At 38.2% G+C, this 16,644-nt stretch carries 21 protein-coding genes; 16 read left to right on the top strand and 5 right to left on the bottom strand.

Annotation, left to right across the window (positions count from 1 at the left end; translation table 11 throughout):
- Window positions 1-4: 4 nt before the first annotated feature.
- The 4 genes from WBF63_RS10805 to WBF63_RS10790 form a co-directional block, all read right to left on the bottom strand.
- Window positions 5-856, bottom strand: coding sequence for a hypothetical protein (locus WBF63_RS10805; protein WP_424369735.1), 852 nt, complete (start codon window positions 854-856; stop codon window positions 5-7).
- Window positions 857-1,552 (bottom strand): hypothetical protein, encoded by a 696-nt coding sequence (locus WBF63_RS10800; protein ID WP_424369734.1) that lies wholly within the window; start codon window positions 1,550-1,552, stop codon window positions 857-859.
- A gap of 193 nt (window positions 1,553-1,745) precedes the next feature.
- Window positions 1,746-3,854, bottom strand: coding sequence for a S9 family peptidase (locus WBF63_RS10795; RefSeq protein WP_424369733.1), 2,109 nt, complete (start codon window positions 3,852-3,854; stop codon window positions 1,746-1,748).
- A gap of 8 nt (window positions 3,855-3,862) precedes the next feature.
- The gene (locus WBF63_RS10790; RefSeq protein WP_424369732.1) at window positions 3,863-4,636 is read right to left on the bottom strand and encodes a hypothetical protein; all 774 of its coding nucleotides are present in this window, start codon (window positions 4,634-4,636) and stop codon (window positions 3,863-3,865) included.
- A 171-nt stretch (window positions 4,637-4,807) separates the two neighbouring features.
- On the opposite strand from WBF63_RS10790, the gene fsa reads away from it, so the two are divergent.
- The 16 genes from fsa to WBF63_RS10710 all read left to right on the top strand — a co-directional run bounded on the left by fsa (window position 4,808) and on the right by WBF63_RS10710 (window position 15,075).
- Window positions 4,808-5,464 carry a fructose-6-phosphate aldolase gene (fsa, locus tag WBF63_RS10785; RefSeq protein ID WP_424369731.1) on the top strand — a complete coding sequence of 219 codons (657 nt, stop codon included), beginning with the start codon at window positions 4,808-4,810 and terminating at the stop codon, window positions 5,462-5,464.
- 321 nt (window positions 5,465-5,785) lie between these two features.
- Complete coding sequence (rpsH, locus tag WBF63_RS10780; protein WP_424369730.1) at window positions 5,786-6,184, top strand: 30S ribosomal protein S8; 399 nt, start codon at window positions 5,786-5,788, stop codon at window positions 6,182-6,184.
- 19 nt (window positions 6,185-6,203) lie between these two features.
- A complete protein-coding gene (gene rplF / locus WBF63_RS10775) occupies window positions 6,204-6,749 on the top strand; it encodes a 50S ribosomal protein L6 (RefSeq protein ID WP_424369729.1) in 546 nt (181 codons plus the stop codon).
- A gap of 16 nt (window positions 6,750-6,765) precedes the next feature.
- Complete coding sequence (gene rplR, locus WBF63_RS10770; protein ID WP_424369728.1) at window positions 6,766-7,113, top strand: 50S ribosomal protein L18; 348 nt, start codon at window positions 6,766-6,768, stop codon at window positions 7,111-7,113.
- A gap of 12 nt (window positions 7,114-7,125) precedes the next feature.
- On the top strand, window positions 7,126-7,650 hold the full coding sequence (gene rpsE, locus WBF63_RS10765; protein WP_424369727.1) for a 30S ribosomal protein S5: 525 nt from the start codon (window positions 7,126-7,128) through the stop codon (window positions 7,648-7,650).
- Window positions 7,651-7,658: 8 nt separating this feature from the next.
- Window positions 7,659-7,838: a 50S ribosomal protein L30 gene (rpmD, locus tag WBF63_RS10760; protein WP_424369726.1), complete on the top strand. Its 180-nt coding sequence runs from the start codon at window positions 7,659-7,661 to the stop codon at window positions 7,836-7,838.
- Between the two features lie 10 nt (window positions 7,839-7,848).
- Window positions 7,849-8,304 (top strand): 50S ribosomal protein L15, encoded by a 456-nt coding sequence (gene rplO / locus WBF63_RS10755; protein WP_424369725.1) that lies wholly within the window; start codon window positions 7,849-7,851, stop codon window positions 8,302-8,304.
- 114 nt (window positions 8,305-8,418) lie between these two features.
- The gene (secY, locus tag WBF63_RS10750) at window positions 8,419-9,786 is read left to right on the top strand and encodes a preprotein translocase subunit SecY (protein ID WP_424369724.1); all 1,368 of its coding nucleotides are present in this window, start codon (window positions 8,419-8,421) and stop codon (window positions 9,784-9,786) included.
- Between the two features lie 54 nt (window positions 9,787-9,840).
- The gene (gene infA / locus WBF63_RS10745; protein ID WP_182043907.1) at window positions 9,841-10,056 is read left to right on the top strand and encodes a translation initiation factor IF-1; all 216 of its coding nucleotides are present in this window, start codon (window positions 9,841-9,843) and stop codon (window positions 10,054-10,056) included.
- 113 nt (window positions 10,057-10,169) lie between these two features.
- Window positions 10,170-10,286, top strand: coding sequence for a 50S ribosomal protein L36 (gene rpmJ / locus WBF63_RS10740; protein WP_182043908.1), 117 nt, complete (start codon window positions 10,170-10,172; stop codon window positions 10,284-10,286).
- Window positions 10,287-10,289: 3 nt separating this feature from the next.
- A complete protein-coding gene (rpsM, locus tag WBF63_RS10735) occupies window positions 10,290-10,667 on the top strand; it encodes a 30S ribosomal protein S13 (RefSeq protein WP_424369723.1) in 378 nt (125 codons plus the stop codon).
- Between the two features lie 12 nt (window positions 10,668-10,679).
- A complete protein-coding gene (rpsK, locus tag WBF63_RS10730) occupies window positions 10,680-11,069 on the top strand; it encodes a 30S ribosomal protein S11 (RefSeq protein ID WP_182043910.1) in 390 nt (129 codons plus the stop codon).
- Window positions 11,070-11,141: 72 nt separating this feature from the next.
- The gene (gene rpsD, locus WBF63_RS10725; protein WP_424369722.1) at window positions 11,142-11,744 is read left to right on the top strand and encodes a 30S ribosomal protein S4; all 603 of its coding nucleotides are present in this window, start codon (window positions 11,142-11,144) and stop codon (window positions 11,742-11,744) included.
- A gap of 77 nt (window positions 11,745-11,821) precedes the next feature.
- Complete coding sequence (locus WBF63_RS10720; protein ID WP_424369721.1) at window positions 11,822-12,814, top strand: DNA-directed RNA polymerase subunit alpha; 993 nt, start codon at window positions 11,822-11,824, stop codon at window positions 12,812-12,814.
- Window positions 12,815-12,824: 10 nt separating this feature from the next.
- Window positions 12,825-13,409: a 50S ribosomal protein L17 gene (gene rplQ / locus WBF63_RS10715; protein ID WP_424369720.1), complete on the top strand. Its 585-nt coding sequence runs from the start codon at window positions 12,825-12,827 to the stop codon at window positions 13,407-13,409.
- Between the two features lie 136 nt (window positions 13,410-13,545).
- Entirely contained in the window at window positions 13,546-15,075 is a 1,530-nt protein-coding gene (locus WBF63_RS10710) for a GNAT family N-acetyltransferase (protein ID WP_424369719.1), read from the top strand.
- Between the two features lie 81 nt (window positions 15,076-15,156).
- Here WBF63_RS10710 and WBF63_RS10705 read toward each other — a convergent pair whose 3' ends face one another.
- Window positions 15,157-16,539, bottom strand: coding sequence for a dipeptidase (locus WBF63_RS10705; protein ID WP_424369718.1), 1,383 nt, complete (start codon window positions 16,537-16,539; stop codon window positions 15,157-15,159).
- Window positions 16,540-16,644 lie beyond the last annotated feature (105 nt).

The raw sequence follows: 16,644 nt of genomic DNA, 5'->3' as shown, positions 1-16,644 counted from the left end.
TAAACTATTTCTTGCTGATAAAATAACTAAACTCCAAAACTTTCAAATTCCATAAAGTAAGGATTTGCTTTGCACTGATTTTTTCTTCACTAATCTCAAATGATAATTTATTTCGAAATGAACGAACATATTGAGAATGCAAACTTCCTTTTGAGTCCTTTAATACGAAATAAAATCCCGGATCACCGAATTTCCTCCCTGATGCATTTAGGATAAACTGTCCATTCATATCTATTTCAGGTTTCAGAATAACGGTAGCATTTCCATTGGGTAATGGAAAGGAAGCTTTGATACAAGTTTCTCCTGAAGGTAAAATACAGGTCGAATATATCCCTGAAAACATAGTGCTTCCACTAGCAAGAATTGTTCTGTACCAGATAGTATATTTAATTTGATTTGTCTTTTCGTCAGAAAGTGTAATTATTTCACTTTTTAATGGTTGAGGGTTCTTGATGTTTTTAGTGGGTATGTTCAATTGACCAATTCTGGTGCTGAACCAAGTGTTTACTAGTTTCCCTAAAATCTTAAACAAAGGATTCCATTGAATGGTCAAATGCAATTCGTAAAGTTCGGTCCTTTCGTAAAAGTCACTAATTGCTTTGGAAAGTTTACTTTGATCAGACAGGTTTAAATCGTTAAATGATGGAATTAAACCCTCAATCTCTTTCGTTTTATCAATGAATAAATTCTCATCTTTTATAATTTGACCTATAAATTCTTGCCCAGTCATCCCGGGTTTTCCGAAGGGATCTAAAAGCCACTCATTTGATTCCGTGTCAATTCTTCTTCCCCAAAGAATTGCCCATTGTTGAGTAAACCAATCCTGAAAATTTTGTTTTCGGAGAGCGAATTTCATTTAAAAAGGAATTATATTGGTTTTATCGTTCCACGATCCATATTCGGAAAGGGGCTTAAATCTAAGCGTAGTGAATTGGTAATGAAAATCTTTTCTGTTTCGTTCTTTCATTGCAACTGCATGACGTTTGGGTTGTGGTACATTACTTCGTCCATGTACCATATCTGTCATTTCCTTTTGAGATTTCCAAATAGAAAATGTGGATACTGTGCGGGGAAATCGGATGCTTGCGAGCGACATTAAAGTTCCGGGATGATCCCGAACTAACATTTCAGTGGGTCGGCCCCAGCGAATAAAACGAGGAACCTGGGATAAACGCATACGTGCAATTGTAACCGCGACTACGGGTTTATTTGGATCGTAATCATACTCTGTCTTTGGAATATCAAATCCATTAATTTTTCCCCATTGTCTCAAATATTTAAGTCGTAGATGCCAACCTTGTGATAATTGTTTTCCCAAAGAATTTTTCTCTAAAAAAAGATCTAAGGATTCCTCATTTTCCCATTGTGCAAATACAACAACCTTCCGAAATAAAATACGAGAAGGTGAAAAAACAGGTGAGCCCAATGTCATCATTGACATCCATTCCAAATGTATTAGTCCTGGAATGTTTTGTACTTCAGGAGAATTTAAATACAACCCTAATGATGACCTTAAAGACAACTTGACAAGATGATATGAAAAAATACTCATTTGTTAATTAAAGGAATGCATGTTTATTTGAAAACTTCAATATTCAAATATAGTTAATTGTGAATTAGAGCATACTTAAGGCGAAAACCAAAAAGAACTCACATAAATTTACCAAAGTACAAAAGTTTATGAATAAAAAAAGGTTGAAATAAATAGATATTTAATTCAACCTTTATAAGAATATACTAAAATATTATTCCGTAATTCCTTCCAGTTTAAAGATAAACGCATATTCGAGTGCGACTTCTTTCAATGCTTCAAAACGCCCGGAAGCACCTCCGTGTCCGGTTTCCATATCGGTTTTGAGCAACAATAAATTATCGTCGGTTTTCATTTCACGAAGTTTAGCCACCCATTTCGCCGGCTCCCAATATTGAACCTGCGAATCGTGCAATCCGGTTGTAGCCAACATATTCGGATAATTTTTCTTCTCGATATTGTCGTAAGGCGAATAAGATTTGATGTAGTCGTAATACACTTTGTCATTTGGATTTCCCCATTCATCATATTCACCAGTTGTTAATGGAATGGAATCGTCAAGCATCGTCGTCACTACATCCACAAAAGGAACCTGCGCTACCACACCGTTATAAAGTTCCGGTGCCTGATTGATGACAGCGCCCATCAAAAGTCCGCCTGCCGAACCGCCCATTGCGTAAAGATGTTGGGGCGAAGTATAATTGTTTTGAATTAAATATTTAGAAACATCCACAAAATCGTTGAATGTGTTTTTCTTTTTCAACATTTTTCCGTCATCGTACCAAGGACGACCTAATTCCTGTCCGCCGCGAATGTGTGCAATCGCATAAATAAATCCACGATCCAGCAAACTCAATCGGCTCGTACTGAAATAAACGTCCATACTCGCGCCATAAGAACCATAGGCATACAGCAAAAGCGGAGTGTCTGAATTGATTTCGGTGTCTTTTCTGTAAACGATGGAAACCGGGACTTTGACACCATCACGAGCTGTAACCCAAATGCGTTTGGTTTCATAATTTTCCTTTTTGAAATCGCCCAAAACCGTTTGCTCCTTTTTGACTTCAGAAGCTTTGGTTTTCATATTGAAATCGATGGTCGAATTCGGCGTTGTCATCGAAGTATAACCATATCGCAGCACTTCGGAGTCAAATTCAGGATTATATGAAATGTATGCGGTATAAACTTCTTCTTTGAAAGGTAGATGATAATTGACTTTACCGTCCCAGCTACTGATTTTCATTTGGGTCAGTCCGTTGATGCGTTCTTCCAGCACAAGGTAATTATTGAAAATTTCAAAATTCTCCAGATAAACTTCGTTTCTGTGTGGAATGACATCGGTCCAGTTTTCTTTCGAAGTTTTATTGACCGGTGTTTTCATCAGTTTGAAATTTGTCGCTTTGTCTTTATTGGTCAGAATGTAAAAATCGTTTCCATAATGTTCAATGCTGTATTCCAAATCCCGTTCGCGCGGTTGTAAAACTGTCCATTCGGCGTTGGGCTGATCAGCCGGAATGAATCGATATTCGTTTGAAACCGTACTGGAACTTCCGATGATGATGTATTTTCTGGATTTGGTTTTGTAAACATAAGTGCCGAAAGTATCGTCTTTTTCTTCAAAAATCAGAACATCTTCACTTTGCGGCGTTCCCAACGTATGTTTCCAGATTTGATAGGCACGCAAAGTTTCGTCTTTTCTCGTGTAGAAAAGGGTTTTATTGTCCGCTGCCCAAACCGAACCGCCGGTTGTATTTTCCAGTTTATCGGGAAGGATTTCGCCGGTTTTCAGATTTTTTACCTGAATGGTATAAATTCTTCTGGAAAGCGTATCCTGACCAAATGCAGCCAATTCATTGTTTTCCGAAATATTTACGCCGTTTAAATTGTAATAACTATAAGGTTTGGCGAGTTCATTGACATTGAACATAATTTCTTCCGGAGCATCGAGACTTTCTTTTTTTCGCGTGTGAATGGGATACTCTCCGCCTTTTTCAAATCGGGTGATGTACCAGTAACCATTGAATTTAAAAGGAACTGAAGCATCGTCTTCTTTGATTCTTGCTTTGATTTCTTCAAATAAATCCTTCTGAAATTCTTCCGTGTCTTTCAGCATCGCATCGGTATAAGCATTCTCAGCATTGAGATAGCTGATGACTTCCGGATTTTCGCGTTCGTTCAGCCAATAATAATTATCGACGCGTAGGTCACCGTGTTTTTCCAGTGTTTTTTTAATTTTTTTCGCTTGTGGCGCCTGCATAGTTTGTGCATTTAGAAATGCAAATGTACTCAAAGTGCAAAGCACTGCGGGAATGATTGTTTTCATATAATGTGTTAGTTTATCTTTTTAAATTCTGTAAGGATGAATTCATTCGAATTATTTTTGAATTCTATTCCGATTGTTTTCTCATCATAAAATCCGATTGTCGTATAATTTCCATCCGGACTGATGACTGTTGTGTGATAAATTCCTTCGCGTGAAGAAGGTTTAAGCTGTGCCATCACTTCTGAATTTTCTTTGCGAATCAGGATATAAGAACCATTCTTCAGCCCGGTTAGAATTACGGTTTCTGAGCCGTTTTTAAATTCAATTCCGCTTTCAAGCCAACTATTTTCGGATATATTTCCCTGAACTTTCACGGCCTGAATTTCTTGGGTGGTAATGGTTGTGGGTGTATTTTCATAAGATAAATCCTTTGGATGGGAAGCACGTAATAGCTGAAAGCTTTTTTTCAATGCATCGGGATATCCGGTGTTAAGCTCTTTTATGTTAGATTCGCCTTCCAAAACCAAAATCTGTTTTTTGGTACAATCTTTAAATTCAACGGCGACTTTATTTTTCAGCACTTTTCTGACTTTCCGGATGTCGGCGGTCACGGCGAGGCAAGGATTTTGACGTACTTCCTCTGGCCATTCAGTCGGATTTGAATTCAGTACAACGTACTTTTTTGACTCCAAAAATCTTTGCAGATGCGTTTTCATCCGATATTGATTTTCATCAAAATCCGTCAGTTCTTCAGGAATTAATACGTATTTGAAATCGCTTATACTCTGAGCATAGATATTTCCAAAACAAATCAGTGCTAAACTTAAAACCAAGCTTTTCATGTGTTTTCTAAATTAAATCAAATATAATCAATTGAGGTTTAGAAACGGAAAGAGATTTTTTGAATTAAATCTTCAAATAATTGTTGATAATTCAGGCGAATTAATTTTCTGAAGATTTGAAATCAATGTATTTTTACGGCAAAGATAAATTCACTCAAAACAAACAGCGAAATGAAATTTTTTATTGACACTGCCAACCTGAACGAAATCAAAGAAGCGCAGGATTTAGGCGTTTTGGATGGCGTAACAACCAATCCTTCCCTGATGGCCAAGGAAGGCATCACCGGAAAGAAGAATATTTTAAATCACTACAAAGAAATCTGCAAAATTGTAGATGGCGATGTGAGTGCTGAAGTAATTGCCACGGACTTTGACGGAATGATCAAAGAAGGGAAAGAATTAGCAAAACTCAACGATCAGATTGTAGTGAAAATCCCGATGACAAAAGACGGAGTGAAAGCTTGCAAATACTTTACTGAAAACGGAATCCGAACCAATGTCACTTTGGTTTTTTCTGTCGGACAAGCTTTATTGGCTGCAAAGGCCGGAGCAACTTATGTTTCGCCGTTTTTGGGCAGATTGGACGATATTTCTACTGATGGTTTGAACCTGATCGAAGAAATCCGTTTGGTGTATGATAATTATTTGTACGACACGCAAATTCTTGCTGCATCGGTTCGCCACACTATGCACATCGTAAATTGTGCAAAAATCGGTGCCGACGTGATGACCGGGCCATTGTCTTCCATCATGGGTTTATTGAAACATCCATTGACTGACATTGGACTGGCGCAGTTTCTTGCAGATCATGCCAAAGGAAATAAATGAATTCAAATTAGCTACACTGACGATCGTGAGGCCTAATTTGGTTTAGCAGCAAATTATGATTAAAAAAAAATAATAACAAAACGGATGGCTGAAAAGATATCCGTTTTTTATTAAGTTTAATAATATATATACTTCTGATTTACATTTATAATAAATCACAATTAAAAAATAAAAAGAATTCCCCTTTAATTTGTCAAATAAAAAAAACTTCCTACATTTGCACGCCTAAATGTATACCAACGTATTGGTTTCATTTGGGCAAGTTTAAGTTTAAAAGTAGAACGGTCTGTTCCGTTCTATACTGTAAAATAAACAAAATTTATGTTAACAGATCCAATTTCAGATTATCTGACGCGCATTAGAAATGCGATGTCAGCAGGCCACAAAGTAGTGGAGATTCCTGCATCTAACCTTAAAAAAGAGATCACTAAAATCCTTTTTGACCAAGGTTATATTTTGAACTACAAGTTCGAAGACAATTCTCACCAGGGTTCTATCAAAATCGCTTTGAAATATGACAAAGTGACCAAAGAACCGGTAATCAAAAAGCTAAAGAGAGTTTCTCGTCCGGGATTACGTCAGTACAAAGGTTCTGGCGAACTTCCAAGAGTATTGAACGGATTAGGAGTTGCTATTGTTTCAACTTCAAAAGGAGTAATGACCGACAAACAAGCTCGTCAGGAGAAAGTTGGAGGTGAAGTATTGTGTTTGGTTTATTAATGATTAAAAGAAAAAGAAAATGTCTAGAATAGGAAACGCAATCATTACAATTCCAGCCGGAACTACCGTTGAGATAAAAGACGGAGTGGTTACTGTAAAAGGTAAAAACGGGGAAATGACTCAATCTTTAAAAGAAGGATTTGAGTTGAAAATTGAAGACGGACAATTAACTGTGGTGAGACCTTCTGAATCAAAAGAAGATAAAGCACTTCACGGTTTATACAGATCGCTTATCAACAACATGGTAACAGGAGTTACCGAAGGTTTCAAAAAAGAAATGGAACTCGTTGGGGTTGGTTACAGAGCATCAAGTCAAGGACAAAGATTGGATTTATCTTTAGGTTTTTCACACAACATCGTTATGGAACTTCCAAAAGAAGTGAAAGTGGAAACAACCGCAGAAAAAGGTAAAAACCCAACTATAGTTTTAACATCTCACGACAATCAGCTTTTGGGAATGGTAGCGGCAAAAATCCGTTCATTCCGTAAGCCGGAGCCTTACAAAGGAAAAGGTATCAAATTCGTAGGAGAAATCATCAGAAGAAAAGCAGGTAAATCTGCATAATATTTATAATCGAACAATGGCACTATCAAAAACAGAAAAAAGACAAAAGATAAAAAGACGTGTTCGTCGTAATATCTTTGGGACAGCAGAAAGACCACGTCTTTCAGTTTACCGTTCCAACAAAGAAATTTACGCACAATTGGTTGACGATAATTCAGGTGTAACCATTGCTTCAGCATCTTCAAGAGAAGCCAAAGCAAACGGAACAAAAACTGAACAATCAGCTTCAGTAGGAAAATTAATTGCCGAAAAAGCAAAATCAAAAGGAGTAGAAACAGTTGTATTTGACCGAAACGGTTTCGTATACCATGGCAGAATCAAAGCATTGGCAGACGGAGCAAGAGAAGGAGGTTTAAAATTCTAAGAAAGAAAAGATATGTTAGGATATAAAAACATAGAAAAAGTAAAACCAGCCGGTATTGAATTAACTGACCGTTTGGTAGGCGTACAACGTGTGACAAAAGTAACCAAAGGTGGACGTGCATTCGGTTTCTCTGCAATCGTAGTTGTAGGTGATGGAAAAGGCGTTGTGGGTTACGGATTGGGTAAATCAAAAGAAGTTGCTTCTGCGATTGCCAAAGCAGTAGAAGATGCAAAGAAAAATCTTGTAAGAATCCCGTTGGACGGACATACAATCCCACATGAGATTGAAGCGCGATATGGTGGAGGACATGTATTCTTGAGACCTGCTTCTCACGGTACAGGTTTGATCGCTGGTGGTGCTGTTCGTGCGGTACTTGAGTCAGTTGGTATTCATGACGTATTGTCAAAATCCAAAGGTTCTTCCAACCCGCACAACGTGGTAAAAGCTACTTTCAAAGCTTTGTTGGATTTGAGAAGTGCAAACGTAGTAGCACGTCAGAGAGGTATTTCGGTAGGTAAAGTGTTCAACGGAAAATAAGCGATAAGATGAGTAAAGTAAAAGTAAAACAAGTACGTAGCGCAATCAATCGCGATAAATCTCAAAAAGCAACTTTGATTGCGTTGGGATTGAGAAAATTGAACCAGGTAGTAGAACATGAAACTACACCTCAGATCGAAGGTATGATCAAGAAAGTACAACATTTAGTTGAAGTAGAAAAAGCTTAAGATTAACAAGATGAAATTAAATACACTAAAACCTGCTGCAGGTTCAGTAAAAAATAAATTCCGTAAAGGTAGAGGAGAAGCCAGCGGAAACGGCGGGACTTCCGGTCGTGGACACAAGGGACAAAAATCCCGTTCAGGTTACTCCAAGAAAATCGGATTTGAAGGTGGTCAGATGCCTTTGCAAAGACGTGTTCCTAAATTTGGTTTCAAAAACATCAACCGCGTTGAGTACAACGGAATCAATTTAGACGTAATCCAGAAATTGGTTGATGACAAAAAAATTACCGATACACTTTCAAAAGAAGTTCTGGTACAGCACGGATTGGCTCACAAAAACGATTTGATCAAAATTTTGGGTCGCGGTGAATTAAAAGCGACTGTGAATATCACGGCCGATAAATTTACCAAAACAGCTCAAGAGGCGATTGAGAAAGCCGGCGGAAAAGCTGAACTGAAAGGAAAATAAAATAAGTAAGACCGGATAATGGAACCCGAAAAGGTTCCATTTGTTCGGTTTAAAAAATTAGTAAACACATGGAACTAAGTTTTATGTGGCCTATATTAAAATTTAAATGAACACATGAAAGGGTTTATACAAACGATAAAAAATATTTGGAGCATAAAAGAACTGAGAGAAAAACTAATGGTCACGTTCTTTTTCCTTATTATCTACCGGTTTGGTTCTTACATTCCGCTTCCGGGTATTGATGTAAATGAAGTAACGCGTTTGTTGGCTGCACAGTCAGAAGACCAACGTGGACTTTTAGGACTATTAAACTCTTTTACAGGAGGTTCGTTTAACCGGGCTTCCATTTTAGCTTTGGGGATTATGCCTTATATCTCTGCATCGATTGTGGTTCAGTTGATGGGATTGGCAGTTCCTTATTTGCAGAAATTACAGAAAGACGGAGACAGCGGACGTAAAAAAATCACTCAGATTACACGTTGGTTAACCATCGCCATCTGTTTGGTTCAGGCGCCTGCTTACCTGACTTTATTGCAAACTCAGTTATTGCCTTACAGCGGCGGATTCCAGTCTGCTTATCTGATCGATCCGGGAACATTCTGGTTCATTTTTCCTTCTACTATCATCCTGGTAACAGGTACGATTTTTACAATGTGGATGGGAGAGAAGATTACAGACCGAGGAATTGGAAACGGTATCTCAATCCTTATTATGGTGGGAATTTTGGCCGATCTTCCAAGAGCGCTTATCAATGCATTTGAGTTGGATACAACAGGAGGAATTATGTTCTTGCTTGAAATCATAGGATTATTGGTTGTTATTTTACTTTGTGTGCTTCTGGTACAAGCCGTGAGAAAAGTTCCGGTACAGTATGTAAGAAGAGCGCAAGCAGGAAGCAGCAGCTACATCCGTTCGATGACAGATTCAGTACGTTCTTATATTCCTTTGAAAGTAAACGCAGCAGGGGTAATGCCTATCATCTTTGCGCAGGCAATTATGTTCCTTCCTGCAACTTTGGTCGGAATGGTTTCAGATGGTGACTCACCGATGATGATGTTCCTTGCTAAAGTTTCAGATCCGTTCTCATGGCAACATAGTGTGATTTTTGCAATATTAATTATTGTATTTACGTTTTTCTATACGGCTATTACCATTCCGGTTAACCAAATGGCAGATGACCTGAAAAGAAACGGTGGAATCATTCCGGGTATCAAGCCTGGTAAAGATACTGCCGATTATCTGGACGATATTTTGTCGAAAATCACTTTCCCGGGATCTATTTTCCTGGTATTGATTGCGGTCCTTCCGGCTGTCGTTCACTTGTTCGGAGTAGACCAGAGTCTGGCTATGTTTTATGGAGGTACATCACTTTTGATTATGGTGGCGGTTATTCTGGACACTGTTCAGCAGATCAACACTTATTTGTTGAATCACCACTATGACGGGTTGATGTCAACCGGCCGAACGAAAAACGTTGCGTAAGTCATTAATTAATTGTACATTTGCAAACTTTCTGACAAGGGGAAGATAAAATTTATGGCAAAACAAAAACACATAGAACAAGACGGAACGATAATCGAAGCATTGTCCAACGCCATGTTCAGAGTAGAATTAGAAAACGGTCACATTGTGACATCCCATATTTCGGGAAAAATGCGTATGCACTACATCAAATTATTACCGGGCGACAAGGTGAAAATCGAAATGTCTCCTTATGATTTGACCAAAGGTAGAATTACGTATAGATATTAAGGAATTAAAAATGATGAATTTTAAATTTTAATTTTCGTCATTTTTTTGATTTTATAAAAATTTGATAATAACGACAGGAGGCATAAAGCCGGAGCATTTAAAAAAGAACTAAAATGAAAATTAGAGCATCTATCAAAAAAAGAAGTGCTGAGTGCAAGATTGTACGCAGAAAGGGCGTACTGTACGTGATCAATAAGAAGAATCCTAAATTTAAACAAAGACAAGGTTAAGATATGGCACGTATTTCAGGAGTAGACTTACCAAAAAACAAAAGAGGAGAAATAGGTTTGACCTATATCTACGGAATTGGTAAAAGCACAGCACAAAAGATATTAGCTGACGCTAATGTTGACAAAGACAAAAAAGTAAACGAATGGAACGATGATGAAATCAACGCAATCCGTTTGGCAATTACTGAGAACTACAAAGTGGAAGGTGAACTTCGTTCAGAAGTCCAGTTGAACATCAAACGTATGATGGACATCGGATGTCAGCGCGGAATCCGTCACCGTCTTGGATTACCTCTGAGAGGTCAGCGAACTAAAAACAATTCTCGTACGAGAAAAGGTAGAAAGAAAACAGTTGCTAACAAGAAAAAAGCCACTAAATAATAAGTAGTAATCATGGCAAAGAATCAAAAAACAGTAAAGAAAAGAAAGGTCATAGTTGAAGCTACAGGACAAGCACATATCCAGGCTTCTTTTAACAACGTGATCATCACTTTGACAAATAAAAACGGTGAAGTTATCTCCTGGTCATCTGCCGGGAAAATGGGCTTCAGAGGATCTAAAAAGAATACACCTTATGCTGCTCAGGTAGCTGCTCAGGACGCTACAGCTCAAGCTTTGGAAGCAGGTTTAAGAAGAGTGAAAGTGTATGTAAAAGGACCTGGACAAGGTCGTGAATCTGCAATCCGTACTATTCACAACGGAGGTATCGAAGTAAGCGAAATCATTGACGTTACACCATTGCCACACAACGGTTGTCGTCCACCAAAACGCAGAAGAGTGTAACAATTGAAAAGAGAATTAAGATGAAACAATTCATTCAAAATTCAAAATTCAAAATTCAAAATTAGATTAAAAATGGCAAGATATACAGGACCAAAAACAAAAATCGCTAGAAAATTCGGACAGCCTATCTTTGGTGACGATAAAAGCTTCGAAAAGAAAAAATATCCTCCGGGAATGCACGGCCCGAACAAAAGAAGAGGGAAAAAATCTGAATATGCAGTTCAGTTAGAAGAAAAGCAAAAAGCAAAATATACCTACGGAATTCTTGAGCGTCAGTTTGCAAACATGTACAAAAAAGCAAACGCAAAACCAGGGATTACAGGTGAGATTTTGTTACAACTTTGTGAATCACGTCTGGACAACGTAGTGTACCGTTTCGGAATTGCTCCGAGCCGTAGTGCTGCAAGACAGTTTGTTACACACAAACATATCACTGTAAACGGTGAGGTTGTAAACATTCCTTCTTACCAATTAAAAGCAGGTGATGTAGTAGCTGTTCGTGAGAAATCAAAAACACTGAGCGCAATTACAGATTCATTGAAATCCAGATCTACGTATGACTGGCTGATCTGGAACGACGAGCAAATGTCAGGTACATTTAACTCCGTTCCTGAAAGAATTCAGATTCCGGAAGACATCAAAGAACAATTGATCGTCGAGTTATATTCTAAATAATTTTAGAGTACTAGAATTTTATAGTAAGTGGAGAAACCTTCGGGTTTCGGTTAAACCAAAAAATCTTATAAAAAAAGATGACAATTTTAAACTTTATAAAACCGGACAAAGTAGTCTTAATTGAATCAGACAGTAATTTTGGACAATTCGAATTCCGTCCTCTGGAACCAGGATACGGATTGACCATCGGGAACGCTTTGCGCAGAGTATTGCTATCTTCTCTTGAAGGTTATGCAATCACTTCTGTGAAAATTGAAGGTGTTGACCATGAATTTTCTACCATTTCGGGGGTAGTAGAAGACATGACCGAAATTATCTTGAATCTTAAAAAAGTAAGATTCAAAAGACAAATCAGCGAATCTGATTCAGAAACCGTAACTGTGTCTATCTCAGGCCAAGAGCAATTAACAGCAGGTGATTTAGGGAAATTTATTTCAGGTTTCCAAATCTTAAATCCCGACTTCGTAATTGCAAACATGGACAAAAAAGTGAAATTAGACTTCACTTTTACCATTGAGAAAGGACGCGGATACGTTCCGGCGGACGACAACAAAAAGTCAAACGCTGCTATCGGAACAATTGCCATCGACGCTATTTATACGCCTATTAAAAACGTAAAATACAGCGTTGAAAACTATCGTGTGGAACAAAAAACCGACTATGAAAAGTTGATTTTGGAAATCACAACAGATGGTTCAATCAGTCCGCAAGACGCCTTGACCGAAACAGCAAAAATCCTTATCCATCACTTCATGTTGTTCTCTGACGAACGCATTACTTTGGAAGCAGAAGAAGTAGCTTACGGCGAAACTTATGACGAAGAAGCTTTGCACATGAGACAGCTTTTGAAAACAAAACTGGTTGATATGGACCTTTCAGTTCGTGCTTTGAACTGCTTGAAAGCTGCAGAAGTAGAAACCCTTGGTGAATTGGTTTCTTACAACAAATCTGATCTGATGAAATTCAGAAACTTCGGTAAAAAATCATTGACCGAATTGGAAGAATTGGTGGACAATAAAGGATTAAGTTTCGGAATGGATATTTCCAAGTATAAGTTAGACGTAGAATAATTTTATTAAAATGAGACACGGTAAAAAAATCAATCACTTAGGAAGAACAGCCTCGCACAGAAATGCGATGCTTTCCAACATGGCTTCCTCATTGATTACACATAAAAGAATCAATACCACAGTTGCAAAAGCAAAAGCATTGCAACGTTACATTGAACCTTTGATTACAAAATCAAAGACCGACGATACAAACAATCGTCGTGTAGTATTTAAATATTTGCAGGACAAAGAAGCAGTTGCTGAATTGTTCCGTGAAGTAGCTCCTAAAATCGCAGATCGCCCGGGTGGATATACCCGTATCATAAAAACTGGATTCCGTCAGGGAGATAGTGCTGATATGGCGATGATCGAATTGGTTGACTTCAACGAATTGTATACTTCTGCTAAGCCGGAGAAGAAAACAAGAAGAAGCAGAAGAGGAACTTCTAAAAAAGAAGAAACTCCAGTTGCTGAAGTTGAAACCAAAGATGAAGTAGTGGAAGAAGTAAAAGCAGAGGAAACTGCAACAGAAGAAACTGTTGAAGAACCAAAAGCAGAAACTCCTGAAACTCCCGAAGCTTCTGCCGAAGAAGGAACAGAAGAAAAGAAAGATTAATTAGAACTTTCAAAATACTAAAGCAGCCGATTTGGCTGCTTTTTTTATGCCTGAATTTTTCGGGAAGAATTGAAGCTGGAAATTTTCCGGTATTTTGTCATTTTCTTTCCTAAATTTATACCTTACATAAATTAAAATGAACCACGACGAAATCGAAAATATAGAAATTACCTTTCTCTCCATCGACGATTATGCAGAACTCAAAAATGCCATGATCTCTTCTTATCAGTCTATGCCCGATGCCTATTGGGATAAAGGTCAGATCAATAATTTACTGCAAAAATTTCCAGACGGACAAGTGGTTATCAAAGTAGACGGAAAAATCGCCGGTTGCGCACTGTCCATTATCGTAAATTCCGACAAGATTTCTCGCGCTCACACCTACAAAGAGATTACGGGCAATTATACTTTTTCTTCTCATTCACCAAACGGCGATATTCTCTACGGAATCGATATTTTCATTAAACCCGAATTCCGCGGACTCAGATTAGGTAGAAGATTATATGATTACAGAAAAGAACTTTGTGAAAAACTAAATCTCCAAAGCATTGTGTTTGGCGGACGAATTCCGTTCTATCACAAATATGCCAACGAATTATCACCCAAACAATACATTGAAAAAGTAAGAAGCAAGGAAATCGACGATCCCGTTCTGAACTTTCAGCTGTCCAATGATTTTCATCCCATCCGTGTGTTGAAAGGTTATTTGGAAGGCGATAAAGCTTCGAGCGAATATGCCGTTCTTCTCGAGTGGGACAATATTTATTATGAAAAACCTTCTACACAGACTGTAGCAACCAAACGTGTTGTGCGTCTTGGATTGGTTCAATGGCAGATGCGTCCTTACCAAGATGTTTCCCAATTACTGCAACAGGCAGAATATTTTGTGGACACACTTTCCGGTTATCGTTCGGACTTTGCTTTGTTCCCTGAATTTTTCAATGCGCCGCTGATGGCCAAATACAATCATCTGTCAGAACCAGATGCTATTCGTAAACTCGCCGAATTTACCGAAGAAATTGTCAAAAATTTCTCACGTTACGCCATTTCGTATAACATCAATATTATTTCGGGCAGTATGCCCGAAGTAGTGGACGGAAAGCTTTTTAACGTCGGATATCTGTGTCGTCGAGATGGATCCATTGAACGTTACGAGAAAATTCATGTAACACCAGACGAAGCAAAAGTCTGGGGAATGCAGGTAGGAAAAGAACTCAAAATTTTCGATACCGATTGTGGTAAAATCGGAATTCTGATTTGCTACGATGTGGAATTCCCGGAATTAGGTCGTTTATTGGCCGATGATGGAATGAATATATTATTCGTCCCCTTTCTTACAGATACCCAAAATGGTTTTTCACGTGTGAAAAATTGCGCAAAAGCAAGAGCCATTGAAAACGAATGTTACGTAGCCATTGCCGGAAGCGTAGGAAATCTACCCAACGTTCACAATATGGACATTCAGTATGCACAATCCATGGTTTTTACGCCATGTGATTTTGCTTTTCCGATGGACGGTGTGAAAGCAGAAGCCACACCCAATACCGAAATGATCCTGATTTCAGATGTCGATTTGGATTTGCTCACCGAGCTCCACGAATTCGGAAGTGTGAAAAACCTGAAAGACCGAAGAAAAGATGTTTACGAAGTAAAAAGAAGTAATTAATCAATAAAAAAGGAGCGAAAATCCGCTCCTTACTATTTATTTTGTGTGTTTTAAAAACATCCAATATCTATCCTCAACAATTTATCCTTCCACATAATATTTAAAAAAGTACGGAATCGTTTCAATTCCTTTGTAGAAATTAAACAATCCGAAGTTTTCGTTTGGCGAATGGATCACATCGGAATTCAGACCGAAGCCCATTAAAACCGATTTAGAACCCAATTCCTTTTCAAACAAAGCTACAATCGGAATACTTCCACCACCTCTTGTTGGCAAAGCTTCTTTTCCAAATGTATGGGTCATCGCTTTTTTAGCCGCTTGAAATCCTTTGTCAGAAGTCGGTAAAACATATCCATGGCCACCGTGGTGCGGTTTTACGGTAACTTCAACTGAAGAAGGAGCAAGCGTAGGGAAATAATCCACAAATAATTGCGTGATTTTTTCCGGATCTTGATGTGGAACCAATCGCATTGAAATTTTGGCGTAGGCATGCGAAGCAATTACTGTTTTTGCACCTTTTCCGGTATAGCCACCCCAGATTCCGTTTACATCAAGTGTCGGACGAATGGATGCGCGTTCGATGGTCGAATATCCTTTTTCTCCCTGAATATCCGCAATCCCGATTGATTTTTTATAATTCTCCAAACTGAATGGGATTTTCGCCATTTCAGCACGATCGGTTTCAGAAAGTTCTTCCACATCATCATAAAACCCGGGAATGGTAATTTTGCCGTCATCGTCATGCAATTTGGCAATCATTCTCGACAAAACGTTGATTGGATTTGGAACAGCACCTCCGTAAACCCCGGAATGCATATCCAAATCTGCACCTTTTACTTCAACTTCCACATAACTCAAACCTCTCAAACCAACCGAAATCGAAGGTTGATCGTTGGAAATGATTTCCGTATCGGAAATTAAAATGATATCATTTTTCAGTTTTTCTTTATTGTTTCGGACAAATTCACCAAGGCTATTGGAACCGACTTCTTCTTCGCCTTCGATCATAAATTTGATATTGCACGGAAGTTGTCCCGATTTATTCATCGCTTCAAAAGCTTTTACGTGCATAAAGAATTGACCTTTGTCATCGGCAGAACCACGTGCGAAAATCGCTCCTTCGGGATGAATTTCCGTTTTTTTGATGACCGGCTCAAAAGGGCCGGACTCCCAAAGTTCCAGTGGGTCAGCCGGTTGAACATCATAATGGCCATAAACCAAAACGGTTGGAAGAGAAGGATCAATGATTTTTTCGCCATATACAACCGGGTAACCATTAGTCTCACAGACTTCTACGTTGTCGGCGCCAGCAGAATTTAAAAATTCGGCTACTTTTTCCGCTGTGTTCAGTACATCCTGATTGTAAGCTGGATCTGCGCTGACAGACGGAATTTTAAGTAATTCGATTAATTCATCTAAAAATCTTTGTTTATTTTCGGTTATAAACCTTTGTGTTTCGTCCATTATAAATTGAAATTTGAATAAAAAGCTAATGTAAGAAATTTGAGTTGAGTAGTCAGAGTTTAGAAATATGATTTTTTTGATTTAAAGCATTAAACAAAATATTTT

Source organism: Moheibacter sp. (genome assembly GCF_049672845.1).
Taxonomy (GTDB): domain Bacteria; phylum Bacteroidota; class Bacteroidia; order Flavobacteriales; family Weeksellaceae; genus Moheibacter.
Note: the sequence above shows the minus strand (reverse complement) of the source record. Positions and strands in the feature narration are given on the sequence as shown.